This is a genomic window from Streptomyces griseiscabiei (assembly GCF_020010925.1).
Classification (GTDB): domain Bacteria; phylum Actinomycetota; class Actinomycetes; order Streptomycetales; family Streptomycetaceae; genus Streptomyces; species Streptomyces griseiscabiei.
On the sequence record NZ_JAGJBZ010000005.1, the window covers coordinates 92,045 to 105,702 of the forward strand.

The window sequence follows — 13,658 nt, forward strand, 5'->3', positions numbered from 1 at the left end:
GGTTCGGCCGCCTTCGGGCTGTCCACCCCCAACCTGACAACCGCAGACGGGATCTGCAGGGAGACGCCGCATGGCCACACACGCACCGGCCACCGCCGCCGTGCCCACCGCGGAGACGGCACGCTCCGTCGTCCGGATCCTGATCATCAGCTCGCTCGTCGTGAAGGCCGGCGGATTCAGCTGGGACTTCCTCGGCTACTACGTGGCCGACGGGGCCGGACACGGCACTACCGCGGCCGGCGCCGCGCTCACGGCCTTCGGGATCGGCTGGTGCCTGGGCCAGGCCTCGGCCGGCGCGCTCACCGACCGGCTCGGCCAGCGCACCGCCCTGGTCTCCCTGATGATCTTGTCCGCGCTCGCGTGCCTCGCGCTCGCCGTCGCCACCTCCCTGCCCGCGCTGCTCGCCGTCGCTGTGTGCCTGGGGCTGACCATGGAGGCCCACCGGCCGGCCGTCTCGGCCGCCATCAACGAGGCGATCCCCACCGAGGCCGGCCGCACGCGCGCCCAGACCTGGACCTACTTCGCGAGCAACGTGGGCATCGCGGTCTGCGGCGGCGCCGGCGGCTACCTCGCCCACCATCACGGCTACCGGGCCTTGTTCGTCATCAACGCCGTCGTGTGCCTGGCCTTCGCGCTCGTCGCCCGCCGGTTCCTGGCCCCCAAGGCGGCCATCGCCGGCGCCCCCTCGGTCGGCTACCGGCAGGTCCTCGGCGATCCCACGCTGCGCTGGATCACCGTGGTCGCCGTCTGCTCGATGATCTGCGCCTGGGGGCTCGTCTCGGTCCTCCCTCTCCTGATGACCGACGACCAGCTCCCCGCCACGGGATTCGGGCTGGCCATGGTCGCCAACACCGTCGCGGTTCTCGCTCTGACTCCGCCTCTGATGCGTCTGCTCGTCGGCCGCGGCGACACCGTCCGCTTCCCGATCGTCCCCGTGCTCGCCACCGGCTCCGCGATCCTCGGCCTCGGCATCACCATCGCCGCCTTCCAGCACACCGTCACCGGATACGCGATCGCCGCCGTCGTCCTGGTTCCCGGCGAGGTCCTCTACAGCGTTGCCGTCGGCGCCTACATCTCCACCGCCGCCCCGCCCGGCGCCACCGGCCGCTACCAGGCCGTCGTCAGCGGGGCGACCGCGCTCGCGTCGCTGCCGCCGCTGGGCATCGCCCTCGCCCTCGACGCCGGCGGCCGCCCGCTGGTCGCCGTGCTCCTCGCCGCCAGCGCCGCGCTCGCCGTCGCCGCCTGCTACCCCCTCGCCCGCTCCCTGCGCACCCACGCCCTCACCCGCCCCGACACGAGGAGTTGACCGTGACCTCCAAGTTCACCAACGTGCCCTGGCCCGCCTCGCCCCTGCCGGACACGCCCCCGCAGCCGCCGACGTCCCGGGAGCCGACAGCAGCCGCAGAGCCCGCCCCGGACGCAGCGGACGCGACACCCTCGTCCCCCGGCTGAGCGCGATGACGCTCCCCGCACGCACATCGAGGGCCCGGCCCCACAGCTGTCACAGCTGCGGGGCCGGGCCCTCGACGTACACCAGCCCCCGCCCGACGCCCGGCGGGCCGGAGAACACCTGACATGACCCAGCCGCGAAAGGAACACCGATGCCCGATCACCTCGTGATCCAGTGCCCGAAGTGCCCGAGCGACGAAGTCGAAGCCCAGCTCGCCCCCTCCTCCGGCGCCCCCTCCGTCGCCGCGTTCGCCTGCCTGCTGTGCGGCTACCGCTGGCAGCCCGCCGAGCTCCCGGACCTCCTCGCACCCGACTACGACCAGGCGTACGGCACGGCCCCGGCCCTGGACGAGGAGGAGCTGACGCTGGCGCTGTGGGCCGAGGGCATCAACCTGCGCGCGCAGGCGGCCCGGGACGGCCACGGGCCGGCAGTCGACGCAGGCGGATACCGGCTCTTCTACCTGCGCCAGGCCGCCTACCTCGACCGGGCCGCCCACCTGATGGAAGTCGCCGCGCACGGAGCCCTGGTCGACGAGGAGTCCGCAGCCGACGCCGGCGACGCAGCCGTGATGGCCGCCGACCTGCTTCTGCACCTCGACCTCGAGCTCGACCAGGTCCACGTGGAAGGCCTACTCGGTGCTGACTCGCCCCAGTGGCAGTCGGCCGAAGGACTGCGCGGCTACGTGCGTCAGGAGTACACGGCGTGGCAGGAGTGGGAGGCCACCGCCCGCCGTGACCGGCAGCGCCGCTGAGCCGCCGCCGATCCGGCACACGGCTCACGCCCCCTCGGGCGCCCGGTCAGGCCAGCTCCAGGGCGGGTACGTGCTCCACGCCCGAGGGCCGGATGACCGGCACAACGCGCGAGCCGCGCCGGACCGGGTGGTGAACCAGCGGCCGCACGGGCTCCCACCGGGTTCCGATGAGACCGGTGATCTCGGTCCACTTGCGCTCGAAGGAGCCCCGGTTCTTGTCGTCGGCGCCGCTCGGCGCGGCCACAAGGTAGGCCTCCGCCGAGGGGTAGCCCTCGCCGCGCTCCAGGTAGTGCAGCCGGTTGATCCGCGAACTCTCGCCGCGGCGCAGCCGCACGCCCTGTTCCCGGGACCAGTCCAGCAGGGTGAACTCCGCCTCCAGCCGCGAGCCTTCCCACACCGTACGGACCGACCGCCACGCGGCGCCCTTGACCTGGCTGCCGCGGCAGCCGTCCTCGAGCCCGGCGCACTGCGGCGGCAGTTCGGCCTGCTCGCCGTCCGCTGCCGTCTCGAACGAGGAGTGGGCGCGCCGGCACACGGTGGTCCGCTCGGTGCGGCACCACCACGAGGGCCGGGGACACCGAGCTCCGTGATGGCGGCGGCAGTCCTTGGTGCGGCCGGGCAGGTACACGCGGCGCACCTCGTACAGGGAGAACGGCGCCGCGTCCAGGCGGTCCTCGAACGCGGTGAGCACGGCGTCGTTGCGCTCGTCCTCGGCGAGCTGCTGGTACAGCGACCGCGTCCCGTACAGCGACATCGGCTCGTTCAGCGCCATCGAGGCGTACTCCATCATCAACGCCTCGGCGGCGAGGTCCGGGTGCTCGCGCAGCCGCGCCTCGTGCCGATCCCGGGATGCGCAAACGCCACTGAAGGGACAGAAGGTGCAATAGCTCTTCTGGATGGGCTCGCCGAGACGCTCCAGCACGTACGCCTCCACCGCGGCCCGGTCCATCCCCGCGTCCACCAGTGGATACGAGGGCTCGCAGATCACCCGGCCGGCCTTCTCGTTCAGCCGGTCCTGGATCTTGGTGTCCTTCTCCATCCGGGAGCGCTCGCCGGCGTGATAGCCGATCACCCGCCGGAACGCGGACTGGCCGAACTCGGCGACCGCCCAGTGATCAAGTACCCATCCCTTAAAACGAATTGAGCAGGTCCTGCGCCCGGAAGCCATCTGGGGCACGGTGCCGCCGGTCAGCAGCCAGTCCGACAGCCGCCACGGCCCGGCCTGGTGGATGCGGCGGGTGGACCGCGAGTCCTCGAGGACCAAGACCCCGTCGGAGTCGCTGCGCCCCATCCTCGCCACCTGGACCACCCGCACCTTGCGCTCGGCGAGCAGCGGGAGCACGAGCCGGTCGACGTACGACAAAGAGGTCGGCCACTCGTTACCGGTGACGGCGTGCAAAACAATCAAATCGGACAGGTCGGGTGCGAGTCCGTAGCGCACGGGGTCCGCGAGAAACATCAGCAATATCGCGGTCGAGTCGGCGCCGAGACCGTACGACAGCACCGTCTTCCGCTTGACGGGCCGGGCCGGCCCTCGGGGAGCCGGCAGGGAGAACAGAGCGGGAGCGGCAGGCGCGGCAGTGGGCACGGGTGGATTCCTTGCAGTGGAGGACGTCGGAGGATGCACGGCGTGGGCCGCGGCTACAGGCCCAGCGCCCGCAGCGCGGCGAGCAGCTGCTCGGCCTGCGCGTCGTCGAGGCGGGGGCGCGGGCTGCGGCGCAGCGGGCGGATCCGCAGCACGGGGGCGTCGAGGTCGACCCCGAGGAGCCGCCCGGGCCGATCCGCATCCCGCTTGATCCGGTAATGGGTGTCGCGGATCATCCAGGAGTCCCAGTCATCCGCCGGCTGCCCCGCGCGAATGGCGTGCTGGGCATCGGGAGCGATCCGCGGGCACGGGCACCCCGGATCGCTGCACGGGCGCCCGGCGGGGTGAGTGAGGGCCGCCGGCGCGCTGCGGTAGCCGGTCGCGGCGCCGTTCATCATGGGGCAGGCCCTGGCGGTGTAGGCCAGGCATTCCGGGTGAAGTCCCGGCTCGGGAGCGACCCCGGCCCGCACGTCCATGGGCCGGACGGTCAGGCAGATGCGCTCCTCGAGCCGCTGGCCGCAGATCTGGCAGAGCTGGTGCAGCAGGGCCTGGGCACGACGGTGGGGGTCGACGCTCCCGAACAGCGCGTGGCCGCCGTGCTCGTAGGAGATGAAGGGCACCACGAGGCCGCCGACGCGGGGGCGGGCAGCACAGCGCACGGGAACGGGAGGCTGGCTCACGCGCGTACCTCCGGTGTCGAAGGCGTGCTCGGTGCGCGCAGGACCATCCGCTGGCGGGAGGGATCCCAGTCGCATTCGGTGTAGAGCCTGTTGAGGTCCGGCATCGGCGGAAGCCCGGAGGCCTCACCTTCGGGGCCCGGGTGGATCAGGAATCCGTACTCCCAGCACTCGGCGTCGCCGGGCCAGTGGCCGCTCCAGCGGGTGTTGCAGGAGGCGCCCGGGTGGGGGCATCCCAGGCGCTGGCGGCCGGTTTCGGCGCAGCGGGCGACGTCGCAGCCGTGACGGTGCAGCTGACCGGGCAGGACGCTGCAGTCGGGGCAGGCGGTGGGGTGGTCGAGCATGACTCCTCGAAGACGAAAGGGGCGCCCAAGGCGCGGACGGATGAAGAAGGGGAGCGGAAGCGGCTGGCCGGCGGGTCAGCCCCGGAGCGCGGGAACGGATCCGGGGTGCGGCAGGCGCTGGGCCAACTCCGCCGCCCAGCCGGTGAAGGCGGCGGGCGGGCGGAATCCGGCGGCCGCCATGACCGCTCCGAGCTCGGCCGTGGTCAGCAGCACCTGCGGCACTGCGGCGCCGGGTGTGAGCGGCGGCCGGAAGTCGAGGGCGCGGGCGATGTCGCGGACGAACCACAGCACCTCGCCGTCGCGCACCCGCACTCGCAGGTGCGAGGAGTCGTAGACGACCGTCGTGGTGCGGCTCCGGGCGTCCGGCTTTCGACCGGCGGGTGCCGGGCGCGGGGCGGGCGCCGCGATCGTGCGCTGGTTCATGACTGGGTGACGGCGCCGGTGAGCAGGTCGACGGTGAGCGTCTCGTCACCGAGGAGGTGATCGGTGCTGGCCAGGTCGGCCAGGAGCTCACTCACGTCGTCGAAGGCGAAGTCGATGGTGCTGACCGTGCCGTCGAGGTGACGGGCCTCGGCGCTGTATTCGCACCAGAACCAGCCGTTCTCCCACTGCCAGGTGTCGAAACTGACGGAGACGACCGGCCAGCGTGAGTCGGCCTCCTTGGCCGCGACGACCTCGCGGGTGCGGTGGCGCAGCGCGGTGACCAGCTTGTCGGCGTAGTGCGCGTTCTGCCGCCGGACACATGCGATCTCGATGTCGTTGAGCTGCGAGGCGTCGAGGGTGTCCAGGAGCCGGGCGAGTTCGGCGTCGAAGTCGGTGGTGCCCACGAGCGGCAGCAGGGCGGCGGGCGAGGGTGCGGGGGCGAGGAGCAAGTGCGAGACCTTCCGTGCGGGGACAGGGGCTGCGGACAGCGGCCGGTCAGGGGCGGCGGCCGGTGCGGGAGCGGCGGGCGAGCATGCGGGTCTTGATCTGCTGCTGGGTGGGCGAGGTCCACTGGTGCCATCCGGCCGCCGGGGTCCACCGCTGTGCGTGTTCGCGGTGGCCGATGCCGCAATGCCGGCAGGCACTCGGGATGGTGGTCGTCATGAGCGGGTCCGTTCGTTGTCAGGCGGCGAGTGCCAGGCGCTGGAGGTAGGCGGTGGCCGCGTCCTCGCCGAGGTGGTGGCGGATCGCGTCGCCCCTCCGCCAGGTGAGCGGTCCCTCTTCCGCCTCCTGGCGGGAGGCTTCCTCGACGACCTGGGCCAGGCTGAACTGGTTCTTGAAGCGGTGCCCGATCCGCTCCTCCAGGTCGACGTACGTCTTGGGGGTCGGGAGGCCGAGCACCCAGCAGAGCCGGACGGCGCGCACCAGCACATCGAAGGACGCCAGGATGCAGAAGATGCAGCTCAGGCGGGGGATGAGGGTGTCGTACACCGGGTGGTAGTCGAGCGCCTGGTCGGCGATCTCCTGCCAGATCTCCTCTTCGGTGAGGTGGAACACCGGGTGCCACGTCAGCACGAGGCGGCGGCCGTTGCTGGCGCGGTGGTCGATGGCGAGCTCGTGCTTCTTGCGGCGCGAGGGAGACTCGGCGGCGCGGATGCCCAAGCAGTTGACGATCAGGGCCTGATCGTCGAGGCCGAGCTCGTCGACGATCTGGGTGAACAACTTGGCCGCCTCGTCCCGCTTCAGCGTCGAGGTGCACAGCCGGTTCTGGGCGTCGGGCCACAGACCGCGCTTCTCCACCATGCCGAGGAATCCGACAGACGCCTTGACCACCATGAACCGCAGCCCGTACCGCTCGGCCTGCTGCTGGGCAAGGTCCCGAACCCCGGGCCACTCGGCTTCCTGGCCGATATCGGCGTGGACCACGACGACCTTGGACAGGCAGCCTGCGGCCTTCGCCCAGCGCACGACCAGGTCGAGCGCCACCACCGAGTCCTTGCCCGCGCTGGACTGCACGAGGATGGCGTGCGCGGCGTCGAGCAGCTTCTTCGGCATCGCGGCGAGTTCCGCCAGCAGCGCGGCCTCCGCCTTCGCGCGGCCGCCCTTGGTGCGCGGCTGGTCCGACCCGGTCAGTTCCCGGGTGACGGCGAGCTCGTCGCCGAGCCGGGCATCGGCCCGCGCGCTCGCGGTGAAGGCGCGGCGCCACCGGGCACCGGCCGCCTCGGTGTCCGCCGAGCGCGCGTTGAAGGCGAGCTCGGCGTCCTCGAGCGCCTGCCGCGCCGCGTCCAGTTCGGCGCTGAGGGTGGTGCGCAGCTGCAGGCGGAGCCGACGGCGGGTCGCGGCGGCTTCCTTCCGGCGGGCCGAGGCCCTGCGGGCCGCGCGGTCGGCGGCACGGCAGGAGCTTTCGGCGCTGGCCGAGAGCCGGATGAGGTTCAGCAGGTGCAGGCGTGTGGTCAGGTCCATGGCGGCAGGTCCCCCGGGAGCGGAAGCGGGCGGTGGGTGTCAGGCAGTGAAGGCGTCGTCGTCCCCGTCGGTGAGCCAGGCGGCGAAGGAGGCCGCCATGCGGGTGCTCTCCTCCTGCACGCCGAGGTCGTTCGGCAGGTGCTTCTCGACGGCCCCGTCGGTGCCGTAGGTGATCAGTGCGGTCCAGGGCTTGTTGTGCATCCAGGACGGGTGCCGGGCGCTGTAGGTGTAGAAGCCGGGGTTCCAGACCTCGCGGAAGAACTGCGCGTGGATGTCGCCGTCCCGGAAGACGACGCGCGTGTTTCCGCTGCTGTCCCTCTCGATGCCGGCGGTGATCCCCTTCGCCGCGAGCGCGGCGAGCAGGTAGTCGCCGGCCGGGGTGGTGTCAGCCTGGGGCAGGCCGACCAGGAGGCGGCCCAGGTTGGTGATGTACGGGAACTGTTCCTGGTCCTCGTCCTGTTCACCGTGCCGGGTGAGCCGGGTGACCAGCCCTTCGCGGACGAGCGAGTGGAGGATCTGCTGCTGCACCGGCAGCTTGAGGAGGCCGGGCTCGGCGGATACGAGGACGCTGAGCAGGGCGTCGGCCTTGCCGACGCTGAGCAGCGCGAAGCGGCCTTCGGGGGTGGCCTCGTGGCGGAGCTGCTGCGGGTCGTCATCGGTGGCCGGGACGGCCTTGAGCCACCCGCGCTCCCGCATCAGGCTCAGCGAGCGCAGGGGCACGCCGAGCGGCATGAGTCCGTCGTGGGCGCGGAGCGCCGCGAAGAGCCAGGTGCGCTGGCGGGAGGTCGGCGTCGGGGCGTTGGGGTCAGCGGACAGGAACGTAGGCAAGTCGAATCTCCTGTGGTCAGCGGGACAGGGCGACGCGCAGGTGCTCGCCGGGCTCGGCGCGGCCGAGATCGCAAAGGGCTTCCTCCACGTCGCTCCCGAAGTCGTGGAACCTGGTGCGCGGGCCGTAGTGGAGGGTCGCGCCGTAGCTGAGCCACTCGTTGCCGAAGTCCTTTTCGAACGTCACCGCGTCCGGAAGCCGCTTGCCCTGGTAGGCGAAGTGCTCCTTCAGCAGGGCGCGCAGATCCTCGAAGTCGTCCGGGTGGGCGGACGGGGGCACCCGGTCGCCGACGCGGCGGCCGTCGCGCTGGCGACCGCACCCCTCGCACAGTTCGTGCGCGGGGGTGTTGTCGAAGCGGCAGGTGAGGCTCTTGCACTGCCAGAGCAGGCCGGCCTTGCGGAAGACGTCGCGAACGACCTCCTCCTGCTGCTCGTTCGCTGCCCGGAGTGCCTTCTCGATCACGGTGTCGGAAATGGGTGTCCTCCTGGGGTTGCGTACGAGCAGCAGTCGGAACCGTTGCCCTTTGACGCTTCTAAGTTTACCTAAAAGCTCGCTATGAGGCAACTTAAAAGCGTCAATGTGATTAGGGTGATCCCCGTGATGAAGTCGCTGGTAGCCCGGCATCGGGCGGGAGTTGACGCCGCTGTGTCCGGCGCGGTGACTGGCCGGGTCAGTCGGCGTCGAGGATCTCGCCGGGCCGCAGGAAGCGCCCGGTGTCGATGAAGTGCTGGCGGGAGGCGGAGGATTCGGTGTCGTAATCGCCGTACCGCCCGAAGGCGGTGTCGCATCCGCAGGTGCACGGCGGCATGGGCTCGCCCTGCCCGCTGCGGGTCAGGTGGCAGCCGCCGCACTGGCTCTCGGTTGCGGAATTCTCGAACGCGCAGGCACAGATCCAGGGGGCGCACAGGGCGCACAGGGCGCCGTCCTCGGCCTGGTCCTCGGTGAGCGCGCCGTTGCAGTTGTCGCACCAGCCGGCGGGCCAGGTGAAGCCGAGGTTCTCCAGCCCCGCGGTGACCTCGGCGTAGACGTCGGCGCCCGACAGGTTCTGGTCGGCGATGTGCGTGAGCACGATCCGGGTTGCGGCCACCGGGTTGGGCACGCGGGAGCGGCGGGCCGCGTGGTCGGCGAGGAAGAGCAGGGTGCGGGCGGCGCGGTCCGCGATCGCGGCGGCGGCGCGGGAGACGAGCGGGGTGTGCACGAAGGAGGTCATGGGTGCTCCAGAGATCAAGGTCGCGGGGGTGCGCGGCCTGGGCAGGCCGCTAACCGGGTGGTGCGCACAGGGGCTCCAGGGGAGGGTGAAATGGCCGGTGGGTGTGGTGGCTGGCGCCGGACGCCGTGGCGGCCGCGGATGCGGCCGCCACGCCGGCGTCACGATGCGTGGACGTCCTGCGGGGCGGCGGACTGCAGGGACCTGCCGCGCCGGGTGATGTAGTCGTCCATGCGGATGAGGGTCAGCCCGTCGTCGTCGGCCATCAGCACGTCCTCCAGGAAGCGGCGGCGGACGGTGTCCCGCAGCTGACCGAGCTCGGCGAGGGTCGCCTCGGGGTGGCGTGCCTGCGCGATCAGTTCGGTGACGGGTACCGGCCGGGTGGCCGGCGCACCGTCCTCCAGCCAGTCCCGCACCCGGGTGGCGAACTCGGCCCCGGGCCGGGCCACGACCGCGCCGGACAGGTCCGGCGAGAGCGCCTTGAGCACGACGAGCGTGTTGTCGGAGTCCATTGCGCCGACGAGGTTGAACTCGTACTCGGCGCCGTCGCGGTGCTCGGGCTTGCCGCCGAAGCGGCGCATGGCGTGACGGCCCTGCTCGTCGGCCTCCAGGTGGTAGTCGGTCTTCGAGCGCAGCGTCACGATGACATGGCCGGGGTAGGCGAACAGCGCGTCCCACATCCGGCGTTCACGCGGCCTGACCTCGGTCCAGCCGGACTTGCTTCCACTGGAGCCGCGCTTGGCGGCGTCGTCGACCTGTTCGAGGACACCGCCGTTGCCGGACCAGAACAGCGTGTACGGGTCGACGATCACCGTCTCGTAGCCCTGGGCCGCGCATTCGGCCAGGGCCGCAACGAGAGCCTCCGGCGAGCAGTACGTCAGGGGCGGGCAGGTGTGGAAGTCGAACCGGTCGGCGTACTTCGAGGCGTGTCCGTGGACTGCCTCGATGACCGCGGTGGTGGAGCCGAGCGCCGCGGCCAGCTCCAGCGCGGTGTACGTCTTGCCCGATCCGCTGGGACCCATCAGGGCAATGCGCCCGTGGAACTGGGTCTTGACGGCGGGGCCGAACGGGAACTGCGGGTGGAGCGGACGTGCGGCGGGGGTTTCCTGTGGGTGCGTCATGGTGTCCGTCAAGGGCCCTCCGGGAACACCTCGGGGATTCAGGGGCCGGGTTCACACGGCCGCGCGCGGCGGGTGCAACAGCACCCCCGGGGCCGGACCCGACTCCCTCTGACGCTTTTAATTGTACCACAGGAACATTGGAGAATCGCAGGTCAGAGGGTATTTCAGTCCTGCTCGGAGGGCATTTCCTGGACGCCTTGGCCGGCTTGCTTCGCGGCCTGCTGGGCGTAGTAGTTGGTCCCGGGCAGCAGCCGGAAGGGCTGACCCTCCGGCGTGAATCCGTCCGGCTTGTTGCCGGCGTATCGCGCCGCCTTTCGCTCCGGGGCCTCCTCCTTCCAGCGCTCTAGGGTCTCGGCGAACCAGTACGGGCGCTCGAGCTCGTCGATCCCGTCGGGCTCAGGCGCGCGGCCTTTGCTGCGGGAGGACGTGAAGCTGGCTTGGGATCCGAACCCAGCCATCTCCCAGGCGTGCGGGATGTAGTGACGGATGCGCCCCCCGGACTGCGGATCGACCTTGAACGGCTTCTCGCCGGAGTCCGGGGCCGGCTGCTCCACGGGGCGGGGGTCGATGGTCGGACTGGTCGGCGCCCACTTGCCTTTCCCCTCGTGCCGCTCCATGGGGCTCTCGTCCGCGTTCATGTAGCCCACGGCCTTCAGGAATCCGACCACCACCTTGCGGGGGTAGCGCGGGGAGTCGTCGTTCGCCTGCGGCACCCCGACTCCCATGGCCTCGGCGACCATGCGCAGCGGCGGCTTCCCGCCGGTCTTGCGGGCCACCTGGTGCCACTTCTGCGCGGCCTGCCGGCCGACGCCGGCCAGCTTCGCGATCTCGTTCAGGGTCAGTAGGTCGTCCTTGCGGGCCATCACGGCTCCTTGTCGCTAAAAAGTAGATTCACGGCCGATGGTACGGCAAGTTATCTGGGTCAGGTACTGGATGGCGCGGCCCGTTCACCGCGCGGTAGCGCGGAGGGTGGACGCCGAAAGCCCCGGGAAGCGGGCTCCCGGGGCTCAAAGACGGACAGGGCGAGTACGTCCGGGCAGCCCGAAGGTGGGCGGGTCGCCCGGTGGCGGTCAGCGAAAGGCGAGGTCGCGGCAGCCGCAGTGGCCGTGCCGGCAGGGCAGCAGGCCGTTCGCGGTCAGCCGCGGGGAGTGGGTGGCTGCCGAGTGCGTGCACCGGCACGGATCGCCCAGCGCGGCCCCCGCGGCCGCGCGCCGCCGGTGCCGCTCGGCGAGCCCCGCGTTCAGGTCACGCTCCGCCTCCGCCTCCGCCAGCGCGACCAGCAGGTTGGCCGTGTCCAGCGCACCCTTCATCTCCGTGGTGTCGACCTGGGCGAGAGCGAGCGCCAGATCCGGCTCGGCGGCGGCGCGGGCAAGCAGCAGCTGCAGCGCCGCGGCTTGCTCGCCGGCCGCCTGGGAGGCGTCGCTGTAGGTCGCGTGGAGAGTCGGATTGCTCATCGTGCGTCCTGTTCTTCACTCGGGCGCGGTGGAGGTCCGCGCGCTCAGCTGAGGCTAGAGGGGGCCGGCGGCCTGGCGGGCGGTCACCGCCGGGCCGGCTGGCGGTCGAGGAGCCAGGGGACGAACTCGTGGGTGATGCCGTCGTAGAGCTCCTCGTCGCTGATGTGCTCGGGCTCGTCGGCCTGGAACAGGGAGACGCGGTCGTCCTTGAGTCCGAGGACGTCGAGCGTGCGCAGGAACCCCACCTCCTTGCCGAAGGCGACGAAGGCGATGAACGCGTCGATGCCCTCGTACTCACCCTCCTTCTCGCCAACGATCTCGTGCAGCAGCGAGATCACCTCCGCCCGGTCGTCCGGGCCGCCGTCCGTCTGGAACACGATCAGCGCGGGCACCGTAGCGCCGGACTGCCGATGCTGCTCCAGCGCGGCCCGGATGCCCTTCGCGTAGAAGGTGCGTCCCATGTGGCCGAGCCTGCTGTGAGCTTCCTCGATCCGGCCCGCGTAGTCGTCCACGCTCACCGTGAGCGTGCCGTCGACTTCGGTCGAGAAGAACGTCACCGGCACCGACCCGTCGTCGTCCAGGTTCCGGGCCAGTCCCAGGATCCGCTCGGCGAGGTACTGCACCGTGCCGTCGCTGTAGTACTTGCGCATGGAACCCGAGCGGTCCAGGACGAGATAGACGGCCGCCCGCTGCCCGGACAGCCCGGACTTGCGCAGGCTGTAGGCCGCCTTCGTGGTCAGCTCGGCGAGCGATGCCCGCACCGGCGCCGCAGGCTGCGCGGTGGGCGTGGAGGATTTGGTGAAGAGCTTCTTGAACATGGGGATTCCTGTCATCGGGCCAGGTCGGCCGTGGAGTGGATCAATGCACGGTGCGCGGCGCGGCCTGTGGACAGAGTCCGGTCGCCGGGTGGCGCCCTACGGGCGGGCGCGTCCCCGGGTACGGGAGGGCCGGTACAGATCGGCGAAGAACGCCAGGTGCTCGCCGATGCCCCGGGCCGCCAGTGGGTGCTCGAGGGCAGGCCAGACCGTGCGGGCGAGGTCCGCGTACGCCTTGCCGGCGAAGACCGTCACGCGCGCGCCGCTCACGCCGAGGAAGTGGGCCTGCCGGGCCAGGACCTGCGGGGACACCGTGCCGCTCTGGCCGGCGCGCAGGTCGTAGTGCAGGATCCGGTCCTCATCACGCAGGAGCCCGAACTTCGCGGACAACGTGAGGACGAGGGCCGATCCGTCCGCGGAGGCGGCAGTCGCGGCCTTGCGGGCGGCGACGTGGTACGGACCCACGTACATCTCGGCGGCGGGAGCGACCGGGACGTCGAGCTTGCCCGCGGAGCAGGGCACCAGCAGGACGCGCGGCGGCTCCTCGCGGCGGGCCCGGGTGCGGCCGGCGCCGGTGATGCGGTAGCGGGGAGCGCGCGTCAGGGGGCCAGCCCGGTCGGAACTGGACTCGGCCAGCGCCTCCACCAGGCCCAGCTCAGTGAGCCGGTGTGTCTCGGCGTCGGGCAGGGACGGCGGGACATGACCCTGGGCGTGCACGGCAGCGGCATGAAGCCCCGCACGCTGCGGGGCGCTGAGCGACGCGACCTCGGCCGCACACCTTGAACTGTCCGCAGGATGACGCTGGTTCACAGGCTCCGTCCCCCGCCGATCAGGGCGCGCGGCATGTCCCGGCTCGCAGCAGGGTGGTAGCTGGGCAGGCGAGGGCAGGTTCTCCTCCAGGGCGATGGGTGGGCCGGGGCGGCAGGGCCAGCAGCCAGCTCGGAAAGTTCCTGCCGCCCCGGGACGGTGAGGGTGAGGGGCGGACCGCCCCTCACCCGGCCCGGTGGTGGAGCACCCCACCGGCGTGACCCTGGAAAGCTAAC

The 13,658-nt window shown here is 71.7% G+C and carries 18 protein-coding genes; 3 read left to right on the plus strand and 15 right to left on the minus strand.

The features are described from left to right. The first annotated feature begins 70 nt into the window (after nt 1-70). The 3 genes from J8M51_RS43135 to J8M51_RS43145 all read left to right on the plus strand — a co-directional run bounded on the left by J8M51_RS43135 (nt 71) and on the right by J8M51_RS43145 (nt 2,201). Nucleotides 71-1,306 (plus strand): MFS transporter, encoded by a 1,236-nt coding sequence (locus J8M51_RS43135; RefSeq protein WP_086761031.1) that lies wholly within the window; start codon nt 71-73, stop codon nt 1,304-1,306. A gap of 2 nt (nt 1,307-1,308) precedes the next feature. Then, nucleotides 1,309-1,452: a hypothetical protein gene (locus tag J8M51_RS43140; protein ID WP_159057217.1), complete on the plus strand. Its 144-nt coding sequence runs from the start codon at nt 1,309-1,311 to the stop codon at nt 1,450-1,452. 149 nt (nt 1,453-1,601) lie between these two features. Further along, on the plus strand, nt 1,602-2,201 hold the full coding sequence (locus J8M51_RS43145) for a hypothetical protein (protein WP_060879989.1): 600 nt from the start codon (nt 1,602-1,604) through the stop codon (nt 2,199-2,201). 46 nt (nt 2,202-2,247) lie between these two features. Here the strand turns inward: J8M51_RS43145 and J8M51_RS43150 are convergent, their stop codons facing one another. From J8M51_RS43150 to J8M51_RS43220, 15 genes are all read right to left on the minus strand, one after another. Further along, on the minus strand, nt 2,248-3,789 hold the full coding sequence (locus tag J8M51_RS43150) for a hypothetical protein (RefSeq protein ID WP_143673368.1): 1,542 nt from the start codon (nt 3,787-3,789) through the stop codon (nt 2,248-2,250). Between the two features lie 53 nt (nt 3,790-3,842). Further along, nucleotides 3,843-4,466 carry a cell envelope biogenesis protein OmpA gene (locus tag J8M51_RS43155; RefSeq protein ID WP_086761032.1) on the minus strand — a complete coding sequence of 208 codons (624 nt, stop codon included), beginning with the start codon at nt 4,464-4,466 and terminating at the stop codon, nt 3,843-3,845. Further along, nucleotides 4,463-4,807 (minus strand): hypothetical protein, encoded by a 345-nt coding sequence (locus J8M51_RS43160; RefSeq protein WP_060880524.1) that lies wholly within the window; start codon nt 4,805-4,807, stop codon nt 4,463-4,465. Before J8M51_RS43160 ends, J8M51_RS43155 begins: the two co-directional genes overlap by 4 nt. Nucleotides 4,808-4,882: 75 nt before the next feature. Continuing rightward, a complete protein-coding gene (locus tag J8M51_RS43165; protein WP_060880525.1) occupies nt 4,883-5,230 on the minus strand; it encodes a hypothetical protein in 348 nt (115 codons plus the stop codon). Further along, nucleotides 5,227-5,679 carry a hypothetical protein gene (locus J8M51_RS43170; RefSeq protein ID WP_060880526.1) on the minus strand — a complete coding sequence of 151 codons (453 nt, stop codon included), beginning with the start codon at nt 5,677-5,679 and terminating at the stop codon, nt 5,227-5,229. The genes J8M51_RS43165 and J8M51_RS43170 overlap by 4 nt, the downstream gene beginning before the upstream one ends. Before the next feature lie 46 nt (nt 5,680-5,725). Then, nucleotides 5,726-5,893 carry a hypothetical protein gene (locus J8M51_RS43175; protein ID WP_164992644.1) on the minus strand — a complete coding sequence of 56 codons (168 nt, stop codon included), beginning with the start codon at nt 5,891-5,893 and terminating at the stop codon, nt 5,726-5,728. Between the two features lie 18 nt (nt 5,894-5,911). Further along, nucleotides 5,912-7,192 (minus strand): phosphoadenosine phosphosulfate reductase domain-containing protein, encoded by a 1,281-nt coding sequence (locus J8M51_RS43180; RefSeq protein ID WP_237277093.1) that lies wholly within the window; start codon nt 7,190-7,192, stop codon nt 5,912-5,914. 39 nt (nt 7,193-7,231) lie between these two features. Beyond that, a complete protein-coding gene (locus J8M51_RS43185) occupies nt 7,232-8,020 on the minus strand; it encodes a hypothetical protein (RefSeq protein ID WP_060880845.1) in 789 nt (262 codons plus the stop codon). A 16-nt stretch (nt 8,021-8,036) separates the two neighbouring features. After that, nucleotides 8,037-8,480, minus strand: a complete 444-nt coding sequence (locus J8M51_RS43190; RefSeq protein ID WP_060880846.1) for a hypothetical protein — start codon at nt 8,478-8,480, stop codon at nt 8,037-8,039. Between the two features lie 208 nt (nt 8,481-8,688). Next, nucleotides 8,689-9,228 carry a hypothetical protein gene (locus J8M51_RS43195; RefSeq protein WP_060880847.1) on the minus strand — a complete coding sequence of 180 codons (540 nt, stop codon included), beginning with the start codon at nt 9,226-9,228 and terminating at the stop codon, nt 8,689-8,691. A 158-nt stretch (nt 9,229-9,386) separates the two neighbouring features. Beyond that, the gene (locus J8M51_RS43200; protein ID WP_060880849.1) at nt 9,387-10,346 is read right to left on the minus strand and encodes an AAA family ATPase; all 960 of its coding nucleotides are present in this window, start codon (nt 10,344-10,346) and stop codon (nt 9,387-9,389) included. A 164-nt stretch (nt 10,347-10,510) separates the two neighbouring features. Then, complete coding sequence (locus tag J8M51_RS43205; RefSeq protein WP_060880848.1) at nt 10,511-11,209, minus strand: hypothetical protein; 699 nt, start codon at nt 11,207-11,209, stop codon at nt 10,511-10,513. Nucleotides 11,210-11,416: 207 nt separating this feature from the next. Continuing rightward, nucleotides 11,417-11,800, minus strand: coding sequence for a hypothetical protein (locus J8M51_RS43210; RefSeq protein WP_086755684.1), 384 nt, complete (start codon nt 11,798-11,800; stop codon nt 11,417-11,419). 83 nt (nt 11,801-11,883) lie between these two features. Next, entirely contained in the window at nt 11,884-12,618 is a 735-nt protein-coding gene (locus J8M51_RS43215) for a VWA domain-containing protein (protein ID WP_060880001.1), read from the minus strand. 96 nt (nt 12,619-12,714) lie between these two features. Then, on the minus strand, nt 12,715-13,332 hold the full coding sequence (locus tag J8M51_RS43220; protein ID WP_086755686.1) for a DUF6884 domain-containing protein: 618 nt from the start codon (nt 13,330-13,332) through the stop codon (nt 12,715-12,717). Between the last annotated feature and the right edge of the window lie 326 nt (nt 13,333-13,658).

What these genes read in the sequence shown, in the direction of transcription:
- J8M51_RS43135 (WP_086761031.1), top strand. Translation starts at nt 71, where the DNA reads ATGGCCACACACGCACCGGCCACCGCCGCCGTGCCCACCGCGGAGACG.
- J8M51_RS43145 (WP_060879989.1), top strand. Translation starts at nt 1,602, where the DNA reads ATGCCCGATCACCTCGTGATCCAGTGCCCGAAGTGCCCGAGCGACGAA.
- J8M51_RS43160 (WP_060880524.1), bottom strand. Translation starts at nt 4,807, where the DNA reads ATGCTCGACCACCCCACCGCCTGCCCCGACTGCAGCGTCCTGCCCGGT.
- J8M51_RS43165 (WP_060880525.1), bottom strand. Translation starts at nt 5,230, where the DNA reads ATGAACCAGCGCACGATCGCGGCGCCCGCCCCGCGCCCGGCACCCGCC.
- J8M51_RS43175 (WP_164992644.1), bottom strand. Translation starts at nt 5,893, where the DNA reads ATGACGACCACCATCCCGAGTGCCTGCCGGCATTGCGGCATCGGCCAC.
- J8M51_RS43180 (WP_237277093.1), bottom strand. Translation starts at nt 7,192, where the DNA reads ATGGACCTGACCACACGCCTGCACCTGCTGAACCTCATCCGGCTCTCG.
- J8M51_RS43195 (WP_060880847.1), bottom strand. Translation starts at nt 9,228, where the DNA reads ATGACCTCCTTCGTGCACACCCCGCTCGTCTCCCGCGCCGCCGCCGCG.
- J8M51_RS43200 (WP_060880849.1), bottom strand. Translation starts at nt 10,346, where the DNA reads ATGACGCACCCACAGGAAACCCCCGCCGCACGTCCGCTCCACCCGCAG.
- J8M51_RS43205 (WP_060880848.1), bottom strand. Translation starts at nt 11,209, where the DNA reads ATGGCCCGCAAGGACGACCTACTGACCCTGAACGAGATCGCGAAGCTG.
- J8M51_RS43210 (WP_086755684.1), bottom strand. Translation starts at nt 11,800, where the DNA reads ATGAGCAATCCGACTCTCCACGCGACCTACAGCGACGCCTCCCAGGCG.
- J8M51_RS43215 (WP_060880001.1), bottom strand. Translation starts at nt 12,618, where the DNA reads ATGTTCAAGAAGCTCTTCACCAAATCCTCCACGCCCACCGCGCAGCCT.